15 protein-coding genes are annotated in these 18,264 nt (G+C 72.7%); 9 read left to right on the top strand and 6 right to left on the bottom strand.

What is annotated here, in order from left to right:
• Positions 1-59: 59 nt before the first annotated feature.
• Both ABD954_RS02460 and ABD954_RS02465 read left to right on the top strand, forming a co-directional pair.
• Complete coding sequence (locus ABD954_RS02460; protein WP_345484052.1) at positions 60-1,238, top strand: sensor histidine kinase; 1,179 nt, start codon at positions 60-62, stop codon at positions 1,236-1,238.
• The gene (locus tag ABD954_RS02465; RefSeq protein WP_345484053.1) at positions 1,226-1,870 is read left to right on the top strand and encodes a response regulator; all 645 of its coding nucleotides are present in this window, start codon (positions 1,226-1,228) and stop codon (positions 1,868-1,870) included. The genes ABD954_RS02460 and ABD954_RS02465 overlap by 13 nt, the downstream gene beginning before the upstream one ends.
• Positions 1,871-1,968: 98 nt before the next feature.
• Here ABD954_RS02465 and ABD954_RS02470 read toward each other — a convergent pair whose 3' ends face one another.
• A complete protein-coding gene (locus ABD954_RS02470; RefSeq protein WP_345484054.1) occupies positions 1,969-4,215 on the bottom strand; it encodes a LamG domain-containing protein in 2,247 nt (748 codons plus the stop codon).
• A 113-nt stretch (positions 4,216-4,328) separates the two neighbouring features.
• Between ABD954_RS02470 and ABD954_RS02475 the strand changes: the two genes are divergently transcribed.
• Positions 4,329-5,149, top strand: a protein-coding gene (locus ABD954_RS02475; RefSeq protein WP_382745999.1) for an IS5 family transposase whose coding sequence is annotated in 2 segments (ribosomal slippage) — positions 4,329-4,676 and positions 4,679-5,149 — 819 coding nt in all. Because the reading frame shifts where the segments join, the coding sequence is not laid out codon by codon here.
• Here ABD954_RS02475 and ABD954_RS02480 read toward each other — a convergent pair.
• On the bottom strand, positions 5,139-5,495 hold the full coding sequence (locus ABD954_RS02480) for a hypothetical protein (RefSeq protein WP_345484056.1): 357 nt from the start codon (positions 5,493-5,495) through the stop codon (positions 5,139-5,141). The two genes, ABD954_RS02475 and ABD954_RS02480, sit on opposite strands and share 11 nt — an antisense overlap.
• A 334-nt stretch (positions 5,496-5,829) precedes the next feature.
• Positions 5,830-7,170, bottom strand: coding sequence for a hypothetical protein (locus ABD954_RS02485; protein WP_345484057.1), 1,341 nt, complete (start codon positions 7,168-7,170; stop codon positions 5,830-5,832).
• A gap of 305 nt (positions 7,171-7,475) precedes the next feature.
• On the opposite strand from ABD954_RS02485, the gene ABD954_RS02490 reads away from it, so the two are divergent.
• From ABD954_RS02490 to ABD954_RS02500, 3 genes are all read left to right on the top strand, one after another.
• Positions 7,476-7,946, top strand: coding sequence for a cation:proton antiporter regulatory subunit (locus tag ABD954_RS02490; protein ID WP_345491926.1), 471 nt, complete (start codon positions 7,476-7,478; stop codon positions 7,944-7,946).
• Positions 7,947-7,949: 3 nt separating this feature from the next.
• Complete coding sequence (locus ABD954_RS02495; RefSeq protein ID WP_345484058.1) at positions 7,950-9,251, top strand: cation:proton antiporter; 1,302 nt, start codon at positions 7,950-7,952, stop codon at positions 9,249-9,251.
• Between the two features lie 62 nt (positions 9,252-9,313).
• Positions 9,314-9,970 (top strand): isochorismatase family protein, encoded by a 657-nt coding sequence (locus ABD954_RS02500; protein WP_345484059.1) that lies wholly within the window; start codon positions 9,314-9,316, stop codon positions 9,968-9,970.
• 131 nt (positions 9,971-10,101) lie between these two features.
• Here the strand turns inward: ABD954_RS02500 and lexA are convergent, their stop codons facing one another.
• The 3 genes from lexA to ABD954_RS02515 form a co-directional block, all read right to left on the bottom strand.
• Complete coding sequence (lexA, locus tag ABD954_RS02505; RefSeq protein ID WP_345484060.1) at positions 10,102-10,824, bottom strand: transcriptional repressor LexA; 723 nt, start codon at positions 10,822-10,824, stop codon at positions 10,102-10,104.
• A gap of 109 nt (positions 10,825-10,933) precedes the next feature.
• Entirely contained in the window at positions 10,934-11,554 is a 621-nt protein-coding gene (locus ABD954_RS02510; protein ID WP_345484061.1) for an L-threonylcarbamoyladenylate synthase, read from the bottom strand.
• Positions 11,555-11,908: 354 nt separating this feature from the next.
• On the bottom strand, positions 11,909-12,172 hold the full coding sequence (locus ABD954_RS02515) for a hypothetical protein (RefSeq protein WP_345484062.1): 264 nt from the start codon (positions 12,170-12,172) through the stop codon (positions 11,909-11,911).
• 687 nt (positions 12,173-12,859) lie between these two features.
• Between ABD954_RS02515 and ABD954_RS02520 the strand changes: the two genes are divergently transcribed.
• The 3 genes from ABD954_RS02520 (at position 12,860) to ABD954_RS02530 (ending at position 18,036) form a co-directional block, all read left to right on the top strand.
• Positions 12,860-14,050: a carboxylate-amine ligase gene (locus ABD954_RS02520; protein ID WP_345484063.1), complete on the top strand. Its 1,191-nt coding sequence runs from the start codon at positions 12,860-12,862 to the stop codon at positions 14,048-14,050.
• A gap of 198 nt (positions 14,051-14,248) precedes the next feature.
• Entirely contained in the window at positions 14,249-16,033 is a 1,785-nt protein-coding gene (locus ABD954_RS02525) for an N-acetylglutaminylglutamine amidotransferase (protein ID WP_345484064.1), read from the top strand.
• Positions 16,006-18,036, top strand: coding sequence for a S9 family peptidase (locus ABD954_RS02530; protein WP_345484065.1), 2,031 nt, complete (start codon positions 16,006-16,008; stop codon positions 18,034-18,036). The genes ABD954_RS02525 and ABD954_RS02530 overlap by 28 nt, the downstream gene beginning before the upstream one ends.
• Positions 18,037-18,264: the final 228 nt, after the last annotated feature.

An 18,264-nucleotide genomic window follows, 5' to 3' on the forward strand; every position in this document is an offset into this window, starting at 1 on the left:
GGCGACGGGGACGGTCGGGACAGGGCGGGGAGTGGGAGATGGTCGTGGCGGAGGGGTCCGTGCCCCTGACGCGGTGGCGCGCGCTGCGGGGGCCGAGCGGGACGGGTCCGGCGCTCCGGCGAGCCCGCTCCTTCATGATCCTGACCACCCTCCTCTACCGGGCGAGCCATCTCGTCGTCGGCGTCCTCGCCGTGGCCCAGCACCGCCCGGACCGCCCGGCGCCGTATCTCGGGCTCGCGGTCGCACTGGGGCTGAGCGTCCTGGTGTACGGCTCCGCCCTGCGGCGCGGCTGGTTCGAGCCCGGACAGGTCGGGGCGGACGTGCTGGTCACCGGGTGCGCGCTGCCCTTCGCGCTGTACGCCTGGGGCGGCGTGCGGGACACCCCGTCGCTCGGCTGGGCCATGCTGCTGGGCGGGTCGGCGAGCGCCGTCGCGGCCGTCGCCCTCTCCCGTCCGTACGCCCTGGCCGCCGTCGTCCTGCTCGTCGGGACCCACCTGTACGGCTACCACCTGGTGGGAGCGAGCCGGGCCGTCCTCGGCGGGCACCTCAACTCGCTGGTGTCCTCGGCCGTCATGGTCTGGGTGATGTGGTGGTACCTGCGCCGGCAGGGCCGGCTGCTCGACGAGGCGAACGCCCGCGCCGTGGCCGCCGAGGCGCAGAAGGCCCGGTACGCGGAGCGGCTCGCCCACCACCGCGCGCTCCACGACACCGTTCTCGCCACCCTGACCGCCCTCGCCGCGGGCGGCATCGACGCCAACGCGCCCGAGGTGCGGGAGCGCTGCGCCCGGGAGGCCGCCTATCTGCGCCGGCTGGTGCAGCGCGGCGCCGACGAGCTCCCGGACGAGGGGATCGGGGCGGCCCTGGAGGACGCGGTCCGCTCGGCGGAGAGCCTGCGGCTGCGGGTCACGGCGCAGTACCACGAGCTGCCCGAGGTGCCGCCGGAGGTCGCCGCCGCGTTCGCCGACGCCACGCGCGAGGCGCTCAACAACGTACGGCGCCACGCCGGAACCGGACACGCCTACCTCACCGCAACGGGGTCCGCCGAGGGTCCGGACGGCCGGCCCGGCGCCGTCGTGACGGTCGTCGACCGGGGCCCCGGTTTCACCCCCGGCGACCGGGAGTCCGGCTTCGGCCTGCGCCGCTCGGTGCACGGACGGATGGCGGAGGTCGGCGGCCGGGCCGTCGTCGACAGCGCGCCCGGCGAGGGCGTACGGGTGGAGCTGAGATGGCCGGTCTGATCACCGTCGCCGTCGTCGACGACGACCGGATGCTCCTGGACGGCATGCGGGCCTGGCTGGGCGACGTGCCGGAGCTGCGCCTCGTGGGTACCGCGGCCACCGTCGGCGAACTGCTCGCGTCCGGCTCCGCCGCGCCGCCGCCGGACGTGGTCCTGCTCGACCTCGTCCTGCGGGACGGCTCCGTGCCCGCCGACAACATCCGGCGGCTCCTCGGCACCGGCAGCCGGGTCCTGGTCATCAGCACCGTCCCCGACCGCACCCGGATCATCGAGTCGGTCCGTGCGGGCGCCGACGGCTATCTGACGAAGGACAACGACCTGCCCACCCTCGTCGCCGCCGTCAAGGACATCGCCGCGGGCCACGGCGCCCACTCCCCCGAACTCGCCTTCGCCTGCGCGCACGACACCAGCCCCGCCCGGCCCCGGCTCTCGCCCCGCGAACGGCAGATCCTGCTGGACTACGCCTCCGGCCTGACCCTCAAGTCGGCCGCCCGCCGCGCCGGCATCACGGTCCACACGGCGAAGGACTACCTCGACCGCGTCAAGACCAAGTACCGCCAGGCCGGCCGCCCCGCGTACACCAAGATCGACCTGGCCAGCCGGGTCCGCGAGGACAGCCTCGACACGGGGTAGACGAACGAGTCCACCGGACTCGTTCGTCCAGATGTACGAAACGGGGCGTGCCCCGGTCGGACGCATCCGACCGGGGCACACCGGGTTCGCCTGCGGGATCAGGCGGCGGGCGTCAGGAAGTGGCAGTTGGCGGAGACGGGGTTGTCGTTGGTCGTCACGTCGGCCGTCCGCACCCGCCAGCCGTAGCTGTGGCCGGGGGTGAGCGTCGGCACGGTCAGCGAGACGGTGCCCTGGCCCCTGACCGTGGAGCTCTTCGAGCCGGGCGTGCCCAGGCTCAGGATCTGGGTCGAGGTGGTGTTGTCCCACAGGGAGAACTCGGCCCACACCTCCTTGGAGGGGTCGGGGTGCCGCACCGTCGCGGTGAGCGTCGGCGTGAGCGTGGCGGCGGTGCCGAAGGCGTTCCCGAAGAGGCCGCCGCCGTGCTGGTGGCAGCCCTGGGAGTTCATGCCCTCCACGGGGGGCATCACGATGCTCTTGTCCGTCGGGGCCGCCATGGTCCCGGCGTACGAGGCGACCTGGTCGTCCCGCAGGGCGTAGGAGAAGGCCTCGGCCCGCTGGATGTGGCCCTTGAAGCCGGCGTTACGCACGCCGCTGACGAGGTCGCGGCCGACGACGAAGGGGCCGCTCGCGTTCCACCTGGCGGTGTGCGTGGTCTCGGCCTTCTTCGTGCCGTCGACGAAGAGGCTCACCTTGCCGGTGGAGGCGTCGTGGACGCCGGTGAGCCTGGTCCACCGGCCCTTGACCGCGCCGGGCGCGACGGCTTGGTCGATGTTCCAGCCGTCGGCGTCGGCCCTCGGCAGGCCGAAGCGCCAGGAGTTGTCGCTCGCGTTGTAGAAGAGGATCATGCCGCTGACCCGGGTGCCGTCCTGGGACAGGACGGCGGACGTGCCCGCGTCGGCATCGAGCTTGGCCCAGGCGGAGACGGTGAAGCTGTGGGTGGTGTCGACTGCGGGAGCGCCGGCGACGATGGCCTCGTCCACTCGCCCGTCCATGTAGAGTGCGCCGCCGTGCTCGGCCGTCCGCCAGTCGCTCGTGCCATCACTGCTCGCGCCGTTCAGCGCGACCGTCGGGCCGGTCGTCGCGGTGGCGCTGCCGTCGAGCTTCCAGGAGACGGCGGGACCGCCCTGGGTGTAGCCGTAGACCGGGGTGTGGTCGGAGTAGGCGTCGTCGTCGGGCCTGCAGTTCCTCTTGCCCAGGTGACACTCCTTCTGGGTCGCGACCAGGTAGTCCGTGCGGTCGCCGAACTCCGTCCGCGAGTCGCAGCCGGTGAAGCCGCCGGTCGAGAAGAGGTAGTCGATCTTGGATGAGGTCATGGTGTACGACGTGTAGCCCCCGTTGGCCGTCGTGACCTCGTTGACCCGGGTGAGCTTCGTGTGCTCGTTGACGGCGTCGCCGGGAACGTACGCCCGCTGGTCACACTCCGCCATCAGGTCGTAGAGCGGCTTGAGCGTTTCCTGGTTGCTGGTGTTGAAGTCACCGCCCAGAACCACGGACGGGAACTGCTTCACCACCCGCACGACGATGTCGAGCTGCTGCTTGTAGTACGCCGCGGCCGTCGCCGCCGAGATGGGGACCTCCCAGTCATTCTGCTCCGGTTTGGTCGGGTCCTTCTGCTTGGTCGTGTCGGAGTGGAAGTTGGAGATGTGCGTGCTGCACAGATGGCTCTCCCACCCCTCCACCTCGGCGCAGAGGATGGTGCCGCTGCTCATGGAGAGGCCGGTGCCGACCGGAGTGTGGAAGTCGTCCTCCGACCGCCAGGTGATCTTCCCTTTGACGGCGATGACGTTGCTCAGCGTGCCGGTCAGGTGATCGCCACGGCAGTCCGAACCCTCGGAGTCGAGGAGCTCGGCGTCCTTGCGCTCGGGCTCCTCGTACGGGTCGGAAGGCCGGGTCACACCCGCCGAGGCGAAGCTCCACTCGCCCGCGGGGAGGAGCTTGGCGAGCTCGTCGAGGTGGCTCGTCCCGGTGACGTCGCCCGGTGTCCTGCCGACGCAGACCTCCTGGAGCAGCACGGCGTTGAGCTTGCGCTCGTTGATGAGCCTGACGACGCCCTCCATCTTCCTGCGCGGGCCGGAGCCGTCGGGGATCGAGAAGCCGTCCTCGTCGTACGTTCCGGTGGCGGCACCGTTGCGCCAGGGGCAGTACCCGTCTTCCGAGGCGGTCCGACCGCCGGCTTCCCCGCACATGTTCCAGGTCGCCGCGCGCACCGACTCGCGGGTGTAGCCGGTCGCCGTCGCGTCCCCGGGGACGAGGGCCGTGGCGGGCGTCGCCTGGCTCCCGACGAGGAGGACGGCGGCCAGGGCGGGCGCCCACGCGTGCAGCCATCGGGCCGCGAATCTTCTCATGTCAGCTCACAACCGGACGTATGGGTGTCCGCGTCCCCCCGCCCTGGAGGCCAGGGCAGCCCCAGGACTATAAGACGTCGTTTCTTATGGCGTGATCGTTCGTTGATCCGTGCATGGCGGATCTCGTGGAGCGACTGGTGCCGGACGAGTTGTGGGTGCTGTTCCGGCGGGTGGTGCCACCGACTGAGGTGATACGCCCGCAGGGCGGTGGCCGCCGCCGGTCAGGTGACCGCGAAGCCCTGGCGGCGATCATCTTCGTGGCGACGTCGGGCTGCACCTGGCGGCAGCTGCCACCGGTGTTCGGCCCGGCCTGGCAGACGGTCTACCGCCGGTTCGCCCAGTGGAGCCAGGAACGGGTCTGGGCCCGGCTCTACCGCGTGATCCTCGACGAACTCGGCGCGCGGGGCGAGCTGGACTGGTCGCGGTGCGCGATCGACTCGGTCAGTCTGCGGGCGGCAAAAGGGGGCCGCTGACGGGACCGAATCCGACCGACCGCGGCAAGCCGGGATCGAAGATTCATCTGATCTGCGACCGGAACGGACTGCCGCTGTCCCTAGGCATCTCCGGCGCGAACATGCACGACAGTCTGGGCCTGGAGCCGCTTGTGTGCGGCATCCCACCGATCCGATCCCGTCGTGGTCCCCGGCGTCGGCGGCCGGCGAAGCTGCATGCAGACAAGGGCTACGACTACGACCACCTGCGCCGATGGCTTCGCGAGCGCGGCATCCGCCATCGCATTGCCCGCAAGGGTGTCGAGTCCTCGCAGCGGCTGGGCCGGCATCGGTGGGTGGTCGAAAGAACCGTGTCCTGGTTGGCCGGCTGCCGACGACTTCACCGTCGCTACGAACGCAAGGCCGAACACTTCCTCGCCTTCGTCGGCATAGCCGCAGCCCTCATCGGCTACCGCCGACTGACGGCTCTGCTTACGGCCTGAGCCGGTTCTGCTGTACGTCGAAGCAGACCAGCCCCATGGACTCCGCCACGGCCGCCGCGTACGCCGACACCTCCTCGGCCATGCCCCACCGCATGGGAAAGTAAATCAGCGGGCCGCTGGCCTCGCCGATCAGCGGCCCGGTTGACCAGGGCGAGGTGTCCTCCTCGTCCTCGGTGAGGTCGCACCACCGCTCAAGCAACGTGGCCACGTAAGCCGCGATGCGCTCGGACGGAGGCTCTTCCACCTCGCTGTCAATGTAGCGGTCGTACAGGTCGTCGAAGACCCGGCCAGCGGTCTTGTCATCCGCCGGCCTCTCGCCTTCCCAGACAGCAAGGTCGTAGCTCATGCCAGGAGGCTCTCATGCCGCTCTGACAGCCATAAGAAACGACGTCTAAGGAACCCGCTCCTGGATACAGGAGTCCGCCGTGCGCACGGGCCCTTGAGCATGTCGAGGACGGCCTGGCTCCCCGAGGCGTGCCGCCGAGTCGGCCGGGTCGCGGCGCAAGCCCCCCAAAAGGGCGGCTTCAGGGGGTGGGGCCACGCCCCCTATCGTCGTGCCCGGCGCCGCGGCCGTACCCCCGTAGCCGCGGCGCCACCGGAACTGCTCGGCGAGGGGGAACGGGGAGGGGCGGCACGGGGAGTGCGGGGGTCTCCCCCGTGCCGCCCTCGCGGCGACCGGGTCAGGCCGGGTACTTCACGTCAGCCGTGTAGGTCGATCCGGCCAGGCAGTCGCGGATCTCGTGGCGCGGCGCGGCCGCGCCCGTCCAGCGCAGGAAGCCTTCGGTGCCCGTCGCCTTGGTCATGTCGATGAAGCGGCAGCCGTCGTAGAGCACCTTGCCCGACGTCGTCGGCGCGGTCCCGGTCCTGACCTGGTGGGAGCCCATCAGCGCGCAGTCGACGTAGCGCACCATGGGCCCGCCGGCGCCGTCGACGGCGAAGTCGTACGCGTGCGGCACGGCCGTCGGCGCGAAGGGCTGGAAGTGCTGCGCGGTGTCGTCGCAGGACACGAAGGTGATGTTGCCCCGCGTCCAGCGGGAGTGGATCACCTTGTGGTCCCGGCTGCGCAGTTCGAAGCGGATGCCCTGGACGTACAGGCGCAGGACGGAGTCGGACCGGGAGGAGGCGTCGGCGGTCAGCTGGAAGAAGGTGCCGGGCTTCGTCGTGTCGGTGAGGATGTAGGAGCCGCCGATGAAGTTCATCGAGCCGCCCCGGACGTTCTTCACGAACACCCCCGACTTGAACTCCACCTTGCAGTCGCGGAACCAGTAGTTCAGGAACTGGTCCTGCTGGGTGGCGGCCGAGTTCATGCCCGTGACCAGGAACCCCTCGGAGTAGGTGCCTCCGATCTGGCAGTGGTCCCAGCCCATCTCGCTGTTCAGGTCGGACTGCGCGACGCCCGCCGTCGTGGCGTCCGGCGGGCCGTCCAGACCGATGCCGCGCTTCCAGTCGCCCCGCCACTCCACGTCGGTGTACCAGGTGTCCTGGGCGCCGTATCCGTTGTCCTCCGCGTACGAGTAGCAGAAGCTGGAGGTGGGGTTGTCGCTGGTGAAGGTGAGGCCGGAGATCCGGATGTTCTTGTAGCGCCGGTAGTTCGTCCACAGCGTGGTGTCGTTCGCCGTCGGCGCGTACACGATCCGCGAGATCCGCTTGCCGTAGCCGGTGATGGTGATGCCGTCGACGACTCCGCCGCCGCCACGGCCGTCGACGTTCGGCAGGAGCGAATCGGGCTGCGTCAGGAGGTAGTTGCCCGGCGGGATCAGCAGGACCTTCTTGAGGATCGTCCCCGAGATCGGGTTCTTCTGCCAGTTGGGGGCGGCGAGCAGCTCGGCGGCGGCCGCGCGGAAGGCGGTGTCGCTCGGGGTGGCGCCCGTCGGATCGGCGTTGTGGCTCATCACGTTGACGACGTACGGGTCTCCCCCGGCACCCGCCGCGTACGCGGTGCCGCCGCCCGCCATGAGCGCCCCCGCGGCGACACCGGCACCCGCCGTCGTCACTCCTCGGATGACGGACCTGCGGTCCATGGCCCCGGTCATCATGTACCCCCCATGTCATGATCTTGGAACGGACAGCACATCCGATCACGACACGAACGGGCGCGCAAGGAGCGCCCTCCACGGCGCCGTTGACGCGGTGGCACGCGGCGTGACCCATCCGCGCGCGGAGCCTCCATGAGGGCCGGAACGGTCCCTTAGACCCGCATGTGTCAGGGAAAGCACCCTTTCGCTACCTGGGTAAAGTCATGGTCAAGCCGCCCGCCGCCTCGCCGCGCGGGGGGTGCCACCCTCCCCTGCCCACCCTCAGGAGCATCCGCGTGTCCACCGCCCGTATGAGCCGTACTCCGCTGCCCGGCATCGGCGTGCGCTACGACCTGACCACCCGTGAGGACCGCCGGCTCTCGGTCGTCGCGAGCCGCGACGGCACACGGACGCTCAGCGCGTACCACCGTGACGACCCCGATCAGTGCTCCCTGTCGGTACGGCTGACGGCAGGCGAGTCGGAGGCCCTGATCGACGCCCTGATGCCCTCGCACCACAGCCCGAACCTGCTCTCCACCACGGACCTCGGCCTCGTGGCCGAGCGGATCGCGCTGTCCTCCGCCTCCCACTGGAACGGCCGCCACCTCGGCGAGACCCGGATGCGCACCCGTACCGGCGTCTCGATCGTCGCCGTGCTGCGCCGCGCCGACGCCATCCCCTCCCCCGGCCCCGACTTCCGCCTCGCCGGGGGCGACACCCTCATCGTCATCGGCACCCGCGAAGGGGTCGACGCCGCCGCCCTGATACTCGAAAGGGAGTGATCCATGCACTCGTCCGCCGTCTTCCTCATCGAGTTCGGTGCGATCATCCTCGGCCTGGGCCTCCTCGGCCGGATCGCCGGACGGCTGAAGTTCTCCCCCATCCCCCTCTATCTGCTCGCCGGACTCGCCTTCGGCGAGGGCGGGTTGCTGCCGCTCGGCGCGAGCGAGGAGTTCGTCGCCATCGGCGCCGAGATCGGCGTCATCCTGCTGCTGCTCATGCTCGGCCTCGAGTACACGGCCACCGACCTGGTCACCAACCTCAGGACCCAGTATCCGGCCGGTCTCGTCGACGCCGCCCTCAACGCCCTCCCCGGCGCGGCCATGGCCCTGCTCCTCGGCTGGGGTCCGGTCGCCGCCGTGGTCCTGGCGGGGGTCACCTGGATCTCCTCCTCCGGCGTCATCGCCAAGGTGCTCGGCGACCTGGGCCGGCTGGGCAACCGGGAGACCCCGGTCGTCCTGAGCATCCTGGTCCTGGAAGACCTGGCCATGGCGGTCTACCTGCCCATCGTCACCGCGCTCCTCGCCGGCGTCGGCCTCGCCGCGGGCAGCGTCACCCTGGCCGTCGCGCTCGGCGTGGCGGGCCTGGTGCTGTTCCTCGCGGTCCGCTACGGGCGGCTCATATCCCGCTTCGTCTCCAGCGACGACCCGGAGAAGCTGCTCCTCGTGGTCCTGGGCCTGACCCTGCTGGTCGCCGGCCTCGCCCAGCAGCTCCAGGTCTCGGCCGCCGTCGGCGCGTTCCTGGTGGGCATCGCCCTGTCCGGTGAGGTCGCCGAGGGCGCCCACAACCTCCTCAGTCCGCTGCGCGACCTGTTCGCCGCCGTGTTCTTCGTGTTCTTCGGCCTCCACACCGACCCGGCCAGCATCCCACCCGTGCTGCTGCCCGCGCTCGCGTTGGCCGTCGTCACCGCCGCCACGAAGATCGCGACGGGCTACTGGGCGGCCCGGCGGTCGGGCATCTCCGTCAAGGGCCGCTGGCGCGCGGGCGGCACCCTGGTGGCCCGCGGCGAGTTCTCCATCGTCATCGCCGGACTGGCCGTCACCGCGGGCATCGAGCCGTCCCTGGGCCCGCTCGCCACCGCGTACGTCCTCATCCTCGTCGTCCTGGGCCCGCTCACCGCCCGTTACACCGAGCCCCTCGCCACCCGGCTGTCCCGGCTGACCCGCCGTCACCGCCCGGACACCTCGGCCGGCGACGCCCCGCCGGCGCTCGCTTCCGAGGGGCCCGCCCTCACCGTCGACCCGGACACGGCGATGTCCGGATCTGCAACTCACATGACATTGCCGCCATCCCGAGGGGGTTCGTAGCGTGGGAGCACAGCCACCGGGCCCCGTTCCGGGGACCCACCGCACCACGTAGAAGGGCAGTCATGCCGACCACCACGCCTTCCCCCGCCACGCCTTCCGCCGCCTCCCCCGCGGCGCCCTCCACCGCCGCGGCGTCGACCACCCTGCGCGAGCTCAGCGGCTTCGACCCGACCCCGGCCTCGCTCGCCGGATCCACCCTGATCCTGGTGGACTACCAGAACACCTACACGCGGGGCGTGATGGAGCTGGCCGGCTGGGAGGCCGCCCTCGACGCGGCCGCGGAGCTGCTCGCGCGTGCCCGGGCCGCGGGCGCCCGGGTCGTCCACGTCATCAACGACGGCGGCGAGGGGACCCCGTACGACATCCGTGCCGAGATCGGGCAGATCCATCCCCGGGTGGCGCCGGTGGAGGGCGAGCCGGTGGTGGTCAAGACCGCGCCCGACGCGTTCGTCGGCACGGACCTCGGCGAGCACCTCGACGCGGCCGGCACCAAGGACGTCGTCGTCGCCGGGTTCATGACTCACATGTGCGTGGCGTTCACGACGGCCGGGGCCTTTCTGCGCGGCAACCGCCCCACCGTCGTCGCCGACGCCTGCGCCACCCGCCCCCTGGCCACCCCGGGCGGCCAGGTGTCCGCCGAGCAGCTCCACCGGGGCGCGCTCGCGACGATCGGGGACCTGTACGGGGTGGTGGTGCCGGACGCGTCGGCGCTGAGGTGACGGGACGGGACGGAGGAGGCCGGGGCCCCGCGCTGCGCCCGCCCTGACGCCGAGCGGGGCCTCGCCCCGGGTGCCGACACTGCCGACACCGCCGACGAAGGGAGGCGCCGCCGGGGTGGCCCGTACGTTCCTCAGAGGCGGCGGAACACGGACACGACCTTGCCCAGGATCGTCGCCTCGTCGCCGGGGATCGGCTCGTAGCGCGGGTTGGCGGGGAGCAGCCAGACGTGCGGGCCGTCATGGGAGAGGCGCTTGACGGTGGCCTCCCCGTCCAGCATGGCGGCGACGATGTCGCCGTCGTCCGCGGTGTCCTGGGCCCGGACGACCACGACGTCGCCGTCCTCGATGTGGGCGTCCCGCATCGAGTCGCCGACGACGGTGACGGCGAACACCCGGCCCGCGCCGACGACCTGGGCGGGCAGCACGAGGGTGTCCTCGACGTGCTCCTCGGCGGTGATGGGCGCACCGGCCGCGATGCGCCCGACCAAGGGCACGACCACGGCCTGTCGTTCTCCCTCCCGCGCGATCGGGCTCTGTGGCCCGACGCCGGTCGCGCCGGTGCGCGGGCCCCCGCCGGTCGCGTCGGTGTCCGGTCCGCCGTCGGCGAGCACGTACGCGCGCGGGCGCTGGGGGTCCTGCCGCAGGACGCCCTTCTTCTCCAGGGCCCGGATCTGGTGCGAGACGCTGGACGTGCTGAGGAGCCCCGCGGCCGCGGCGATCTCCCGCATCGACGGCGGGAAGCCGTGCTGCCGCGTGTGCAGGCGGATGATGTCCAGGACCTGCTGCTGTCGCTCGGTCAGCCCGTCCCGGTTCGTCCGGGTGCCCGGCGGCCGGCCGGCACGGTTCCTGCCCATGGTCGGCCTCCGTTCTTCAGCTTCGCCGATGAGGGCACACTAACCCGGACCACCGGCATCGCAGCAGGTCGGGGTCCGGGTGCCGGCCGGCACGCCCGCTGCCGACCGGTCACTCGAAGCGCGAGGGGTCGCCCGCTCCGCGCCGTACGACCTCGGCGCCGCCGCCGGAGAAGTCGACCACCGTCGTGGGCTCGGTGCCGCAGTCGCCCGAGTCGACGACGGCGTCGAGCACGTGGTCGAGCCGTTCCTTGATCTCCCAGCCCTGCGTCAGCGGCTCCTCCTCGTCGGGCAGGAGCAGCGTGCTCGACACCAGGGGCTCGCCCAGTTCGGCGACGAGCGCCCGGGCGACGGGGTGGTCCGGGATCCGCACGCCGACGGTCTTCTTCTTGGGGTGCATCAGCCGGCGCGGGACCTCCTTGGTGGCGGGGAGGATGAAGGTGTAGCTGCCCGGAGTCGCCGCCTTGACGGCGCGGAAGACGTCGTTGTCGACGTGCACGAACTGTCCGAGCTGGGCGAAGTTCTCACAGACCAGGGTGAAGTGGTGCCGGTCGTCCAGGCGCCGGATGGTCTTGATCCGCTCCAGGGCGTCGTGGTTGCCGATGCGGCAGCCGAGCGCGAAGCAGGAGTCGGTGGGGTACGCGATCAGGGATCCGGACCGGAGGCTGTCGACCACCGTGCCGATGGTGCGCGGCTGCGGGGACTGGGGATGGACGTCGAAGTACTTGGCCATTTTCCGACCCTACGGGATCCGCCGCGTCCGGACGCGGGACGGCGGTGCGCCCGCCCCTTCCGGGCGGGCGATCCGGCGCGTCGACGGCATCGCTCCGGGCTCCGGACGCACGCGCCGGGGGTGGGACGCGGCCCCCGGCATCCGGTTGTGCAGGGCCGATCCCGCCGACCCGGGGTCTCCCGCCGACCCGGGGTCTCCCGCCGGCCCGGGGCCTGCCGCCGGACGGGTCCTCGCGGTCGGCGGCCGGGCACCGGCGCCCGGCCGCGGGCCGACGGGCCACGGACCGACGGACCGACGGACCGACGGGCGACGGGCGACGGACCGACGGGCCGACGGGCCGACGGGCCGACGGACCTACCGGCCTATGACGCGGATCCTCAGCTCGTACGGTCTTCCGCTGCTGATGGCCTCCGCCTGGTCGGCCAGGTCGGCCGGGGTGAAGCCGAGGAGCGCCCGCTCCGCCGCCGCGCGCAGCAGCGGCACGATCGTCGCCGCGGGTCGTCCCCGGTGGGAGACCGCGAGCTCGGCGAACACCTGCTGGTAGGGGGCGTCGTACCCGCTCGCGGCGTCCACGAGGAGGTGGTCGAGGTGCTGTCGGTCCACGCTGAGCTCACCCATGACGGCTCCCTTGCGACGGTGGGCCGGCACTCCCGGCCCCATGTCCTCCGACGCTACGGGCCGGGTCTGACAGTGCCCGTGGCCGCGCCTCCGCCGCCGACCACGACCGACTTGTCGACTCCTGGCCGGCGTCCCTGATCGATCCGCCGAGCGCCCGGCACGGCGGGTCGAGGCTCTTCGACGTCGGGCACAGCGGCTTACGGCATCCGCGGTGGCCGGCCGCCCGACGGGGACGGCCGAGGCCCACGGGTCGCGGGGGCCGGGCCGGGCAGGGCCGACGACGGTCCCGGAACCCGCGCAGGCAAGCCGCGAGCGGGCGGCCACGTGCGGGCGGCCACGGCGATCACCACGAAGGACCGGGACTCCGCCCTGCGGCCCTTGGCCGTCACCGCCGCAGGAGGCCCGCGCACGGCCGGGCCGCCGTCCCGGCTGACGCCGACGAGGTGCGCCGCAACCCCGTCGAGCCGCGCAGCCGCAGGCAGGGGCCATGAATCCCTCCGCAGCGGGCACTCGTCCTGCGGAAGCGCCCGGGGGTACCCCACCCCCGGGCGCTCAGGCGTGCGCACTACTTCTCATATGAGCACTGCTGTGCATACGTTCCCCGAAGCGGGGCACCCGTACGGTCACACCGGCGCCGTCGATCACGGCGGCCGGTCGGAAAAGCCGAATCGTCCGCTGGGAGGCGCCGTGACCGTCAGGATCGGGGTCGAGGAAGAGTTCCACCTGATCGACGTCGAAAGCGGGGCACTCGCCCCGCGAGCCGATGCGGTGCTCCGCAGGCTGGGCGCGCACGCGGAGGGATACGCACGCGAACTGCAGCAGTCGGTGGTGGAGACCAACAGCGGAGTGCACGACTCCCTGGAGGACCTGCACGCGGATCTGGCCGCCTCGAGGCGACGGCTCGACCGGGCCGCCTCCTCCCAGGGCCTGGCCATCGCCGCCGCGGGCACCGCGCCGCTGAGCCGGCTCGGCACCGTGCCGCCGACCACGGACGCGCGGTACCTGCACATGACGGACGAGTACCGGCGGCTCGCCGACGAGCAGCTGATCTGCGGTGCCCAGGTGCACATCGACGTGCCGGACCGGGACACCGCGGTGCGGGCCATGTGCGCCGTCAGCCCCTGGCTGCCGCCGCTCCTGGCCCTGTCCGCCAGCTCGCCCTTCTGGCTCGGCGAGGACACCGGCTACGCGAGCTGGCGCACCATGGTGTGGCAGCGCTGGCCCACCTCGGGCGCACCGGCGTGCTTCGCCGATGCCGAGGAGTACGACCGCACGCTGGACGAGCTCGTCCGCTCGGGCGTGCTCAGCGACTCCGGCATGATCTATTACGACATCCGCCCGTCGGCGCACCTGCAGACGCTCGAACTGCGCATCTGCGACGCCTGCCCCCGCGTCGAGACGGTGGTGCTGATCGCCGCGCTCTTCCGGGCGCTCGTCACTGACGCCTGCGAGACGGTCCGGGCCACCGGCAGCGCGGGATGCGACGGCCGGCACGAATGGCTGCGCGCGGCCACCTGGCGGGCCGCCCGGTCCGGTCTGGAGGGCGACCTCATCGACCCCGTCACCCGGCTCGCGGCGCCCGCCCCCGCGGTCGTACGCGGCATGCTCCGGCGGCTGCGCCCGACCCTGGAGGAGCACGGGGACTGGGAGGCCGTCGTCTCCCTGACGGAGGAGGCCCTGGCCCGCGGCAGCGCCGCCCACCGCCTGCGGACCAAGGCCGCGGAGGAGGACCTGCTCGCGGCCCTGGACGACGTCCTCGCCCAGACCCGTGGAGAGGTGCTCCGCCCCGCCGGCAGCGGCCGGGGGCCGAGGCGCATCGGGGCCACCCACACCCGGCCGGGCGGTCGGCGGGACGGCTGGACGGCGGCGAGCGCCTGACGGCGACCGCGGGCCTCCGCACGCCGGCGGGAACCGGTTCCCCGGCCCGTACCGCCAACACCACACCGACAGCACACACCACAGCACAACCAGAGCACATCCAGAGCACCATCCGCGTCAAGGAGAACGGATCATGCGAAAACGCACCGCCCCCTCCCCCAGTCCCCTGTATGTCGTCCTGTCCGAGGGAGGTCCGGCGTGTGCGGCCTGAGCGGAGAGATCCGCTTCGACGGTGAGCGGCCCGACCTGGCCGCCGTGGAACGAATGACCGACAAGATGGCGGCACGGGGACCCGACGGCAAGGGCCTGTGGTCCCGGGGAGCCGTCGCCCTCGGTCACCGGCGGCTGAAGATCATCGATCTGTCGGACCGCGCGGCCCAGCCGATGACCGACGAGGAAGCGGGTCTCACCTGCGTCTTCAACGGCTGCATCTACAACTACGAGGAGCTGCGCGAGGAACTGCGCCGGCTGGGGCACCGCTTCACGACGACGTCGGACACCGAGGTCGTGCTCCGGGCGTACCGCGCATGGGGCACGGACTTCGTCCGCCACTTCGTCGGCATGTTCGCGGTGGCGATCGCGGAGCACGCCACCGGACGACTGGTGCTCGCCCGCGACCGGCTGGGCATCAAGCCGCTCTATCTGGCGGAGCGGCCGGGCCGGCTGCGGTTCGCGTCCACGCTCCCCGCCCTCCTCGCGGCCGGCGGAGTGGACACCTCGCTCGACCCGGTCGCCGTGCACCACTACATGAGCTGGCAGTCGACGGTCCCCGCCCCGCACACCGTCCTCAACGGCGTGCGCAAGCTCCCGCCCGCCACCGTGCGGGTGGTGGAACCGGACGGCACGCACCAGGACCACCGCTACTGGCAGCCCTCCTACACCCGCCGCGCCGAGCACGCCGGGATGGACGCGCAGGACTGGCGGGACGCCGTCCTCGCCGCGCTGCGCACCGCCGTCCGCCGCCGCATGGTGGCCGACGTGCCGGTCGGGGTGCTGCTCTCCGGCGGCCTGGACTCCAGTCTCATCGTCGCCCTGCTCGCCGAGGAGGGCCAGAAGGACCTGGCCACCTTCAGCGTGGGCTTCGACTCGGAGGGCGACGAGGAGGGCGACGAGTTCGTCTACTCCGACCGGGTGGCGCGGCTCTTCGGCACCGACCACCACCAGTTGATGGTGCCGTCGGACCGGGTGTCCACCGCCCTCGACGGTGCGGTGGCCGCGATGAGCGAGCCGATGACGAGCCACGACGTCGTCGCCTTCCACCTGTTGTCGGAGCTGGTCTCCAAGGAGGTCAGCGTCGTGCAGAGCGGCCAGGGCGCCGACGAGGTGTTCGCCGGCTACCACTGGCACCCGGCCATGGCCGAGGTCGCCCGCGCCCAGGCCGCCGAACGGTACGCCGACGTCTACTCCGACCGGTCGCACGCCGACCTGGAGAAGATCCTGCAGCCGGGCCTGCTGGCCGACGGCGACCCGTCCCGGGAGTACGTCCGCAGACACATGGCCGCGCCCGGCGCCGAGACCGCGCTCGACGCCGCACTGCGCACCGAGGCGCACGTGATGCTCGTCGACGACCCGGTCAAGCGCGTCGACAACATGACCATGGACTGGGGTCTGGAGGCCCGGGTGCCGTTCCTCGACCACGAACTGGTCGAGCTGGCCGCGGCCTGCCCGCCCGGACTGAAGCTCGCCCAGGGCGGCAAGGGCGTCCTGAAGGACGTGGGGCGCACGGTGCTGCCGGTGGACATCGTCGACCGGCAGAAGGGCTACTTCCCCGTACCGGCCATCCGCCGAATGGCGGACCCGGTCCTGGAGCGGGTGCGCGAGGCACTGGCGGCTCCCGCCGCGCGCCGACGCGGGCTCTTCCGGGACGAGTACGTCGCCTCGCTCCTGGACGCCCCGGACGACCACCGTACGAACCGAGGGGCCAACGCCCTGTGGCAGGTAGCGTTGCTGGAGATATGGCTGCAGACGCACGGCATCGACTGACCCTGGAGAGCCCGGCGGCGGCTCCCGCGACGCAGCCGCTGGCCGCCGCCGCCGGTCCCCAGGACGCCTCCAGGGGGCTGACCGCCCACGCCTGCTGGTACCCGGCGGTGGACCCCGGCGGCGAACGAGCGGCGTTCATCTGTGACCGCGGGGGCGTGCCGCAGCTGTGGGTGGGCGCGGTGGACGGCGAGGAGGCGCGCCTGCTGGACGCCGGTCCGGACCACGTCACCGAGGTGTCCTGGTCGCCGGACGGGCAGTGGATCGCGTACACCGTCGCGCCCGGCGGCAGCGGCCACACGCGGGTGCTGTGCGTCCGCCCGGACGGCTCGGACCGCCGGATCATGTCCGGCGCCGATCCGGACTCCTCGGCCTACCTGGGCTGCTGGACCCGGGACGGCGCGGCGCTCGCGGTCACGATCGCGGAGCCCGTCGCCGACCGGCCCGATCTCCTCGCGCTGGCCGAGCGCCCCGCGGGGTGGACCGAGCGCGACGGACACGCCGTCCTCCTCGGCGCCGGGACGCACGGCACCGAGGACGGCGGGCCCCCGGTCCACGACCGGCTCACCGCCTACCTCCTCGACCCGGCGGGGACCACCGCCCCCGTCCTCCTGGCCGACGAGACCGAGGCGGCGACGCTCCGCGTGTGCGACGTCAGCCCGGACGGGCGCCTGGCCCTGCTGCGCCGCGGTCCGCGCGGAGAACGCGAGGCGGTGGTGGTCCGCCTGCCCGACCGGACGCCCGTCTGCACGCTGCCCGTCGCGGACGGCGACCCGTGGATCGGCCGCTTCTCCCCCGACGGCCGTACGGTGTGGCTGCGCAGCGACCACCAGCGGGAGTTCGCGGCGCTGCTCGCCCTGGACCTCGACGAGACGGGGGCGCGGACCGGCCTGACGGTCGTCGCCGAACGCCACGGATGTGACCTGGAGCTGCTCTCCTTCGTGGAGAACGGCCGGCGCGCCGCGCTCTCCTGGAACGTCCGCGGCACCAGCGAACTGGAGACGCTGCCGCTCGCGGAACCGGGCGCGGCGCCGCCCGCGCCCCGAGCGGTGGAGCTGGCGCACGAGGTGGTCACCCGGGTCACGCCGGCCGGGCCGTACGGGATGCTGGTCGCCCTGTCGGGATCCCAGCGCAGGCCCGGGGTGTGGCGCGTGCCGGGCACCGGCGCCGCCGTGCGTACGCCGTGGTCGGCGCGGGACGCGGAGACCGTCCCGCCGGGGCCTCCCCCCGTACGGCCGGTGCCCCTGCGGCCGACGGCCCGCGACGGGCTGCTCCTGGGCGGCTGGTACCACCGGGCGCCGGGGCGCGGCCCCGGGGAACCCGCGCCGTGCGTGCTCCATCTGCACGGCGGCCCCGAGGAGCAGGAACGCCCGGTCTTCGCCCCGCTCTACCACGAGCTGCTGGGCCGGGGGCTGGACGTCTTCGCCCCGGACGTCCGGGGCTCCTCGGGCTGGGGGCGTTCCTTCCGCGACGCCGACCTCGGCGAGGGGCGTTTCGCGGCCATCGACGACGTGGCCGACTGCGCGGCCCACGTGATCGAGGCGGGTCTCGCCGACCCGCGCCGCCTCGCCGTCATGGGTCACTCGTACGGCGGTTACCTCACGCTCGCCTCCCTCGTGTGGCACCCCGAACTGTTCCGTACGGGCGTCACGGTCTGCGGGATGTCGGACTTCGGCACCTTCTTCGCCGGCACCGAACCGTGGCTGGCGAAATCGGCGGCCCACAAGTACGGCCACCCCGACCGCGACCGGGCCCTGCTCCACGCCCTGTCCCCGATGAGCCGCGTCGACGCCCTGCGCGTCCCGCTGCTCGCGGTCCACGGCGAGCACGACACCAACGTCCCGCCCCGCGAATCCGAACAGATCGTCCACGCGGCCCGCGAACGGGGCCTGGAGGCCGAGCTGCTCCTCCTCCACGAGGAGGGCCACGACTTCCGCCGCGCGGAGAGCCGCCGGCTCTTCCGGCGGACGGCAGCGGACTGGCTGGAGCGCTGGCTCACGGCGTGAGAGCGGCGTCATCAACGCGTCGGCCGCGACCGGGCCCGACGGGGCCGTCGGCGCGGCCGGGCGTCAATTCGTCCAAGTCGCCTTGTGGCGGGCACATTTCTCGTAGTGTTGGCGCGTCAAGCTCTTCCGCCTGCTCGGCTGATCGGATTCCGCACCCGTGCCGAGGTTCGGTGCCAGGCAGGTAGGAGAGCTGGATGTTACGAGGTCCGGGTAGGCGTCGCCGCCCCA

The organism is Streptomyces roseoviridis, from assembly GCF_039535235.1.
GTDB classification, from domain to species: Bacteria; Actinomycetota; Actinomycetes; order Streptomycetales; family Streptomycetaceae; genus Streptomyces; species Streptomyces roseoviridis.

Excerpts from the sequence above, each read along its gene's own strand:
- ABD954_RS02465 (WP_345484053.1), top strand. The coding sequence starts at position 1,226 with ATGGCCGGTCTGATCACCGTCGCCGTCGTCGACGACGACCGGATGCTC.
- ABD954_RS02470 (WP_345484054.1), bottom strand. The coding sequence starts at position 4,215 with ATGAGAAGATTCGCGGCCCGATGGCTGCACGCGTGGGCGCCCGCCCTG.
- ABD954_RS02480 (WP_345484056.1), bottom strand. The coding sequence starts at position 5,495 with ATGAGCTACGACCTTGCTGTCTGGGAAGGCGAGAGGCCGGCGGATGAC.
- ABD954_RS02485 (WP_345484057.1), bottom strand. The coding sequence starts at position 7,170 with ATGGACCGCAGGTCCGTCATCCGAGGAGTGACGACGGCGGGTGCCGGT.
- ABD954_RS02490 (WP_345491926.1), top strand. The coding sequence starts at position 7,476 with ATGAGCCGTACTCCGCTGCCCGGCATCGGCGTGCGCTACGACCTGACC.
- ABD954_RS02495 (WP_345484058.1), top strand. The coding sequence starts at position 7,950 with ATGCACTCGTCCGCCGTCTTCCTCATCGAGTTCGGTGCGATCATCCTC.
- ABD954_RS02500 (WP_345484059.1), top strand. The coding sequence starts at position 9,314 with ATGCCGACCACCACGCCTTCCCCCGCCACGCCTTCCGCCGCCTCCCCC.
- lexA (WP_345484060.1), bottom strand. The coding sequence starts at position 10,824 with ATGGGCAGGAACCGTGCCGGCCGGCCGCCGGGCACCCGGACGAACCGG.
- ABD954_RS02510 (WP_345484061.1), bottom strand. The coding sequence starts at position 11,554 with ATGGCCAAGTACTTCGACGTCCATCCCCAGTCCCCGCAGCCGCGCACC.
- ABD954_RS02515 (WP_345484062.1), bottom strand. The coding sequence starts at position 12,172 with ATGGGTGAGCTCAGCGTGGACCGACAGCACCTCGACCACCTCCTCGTG.
- ABD954_RS02530 (WP_345484065.1), top strand. The coding sequence starts at position 16,006 with ATGGCTGCAGACGCACGGCATCGACTGACCCTGGAGAGCCCGGCGGCG.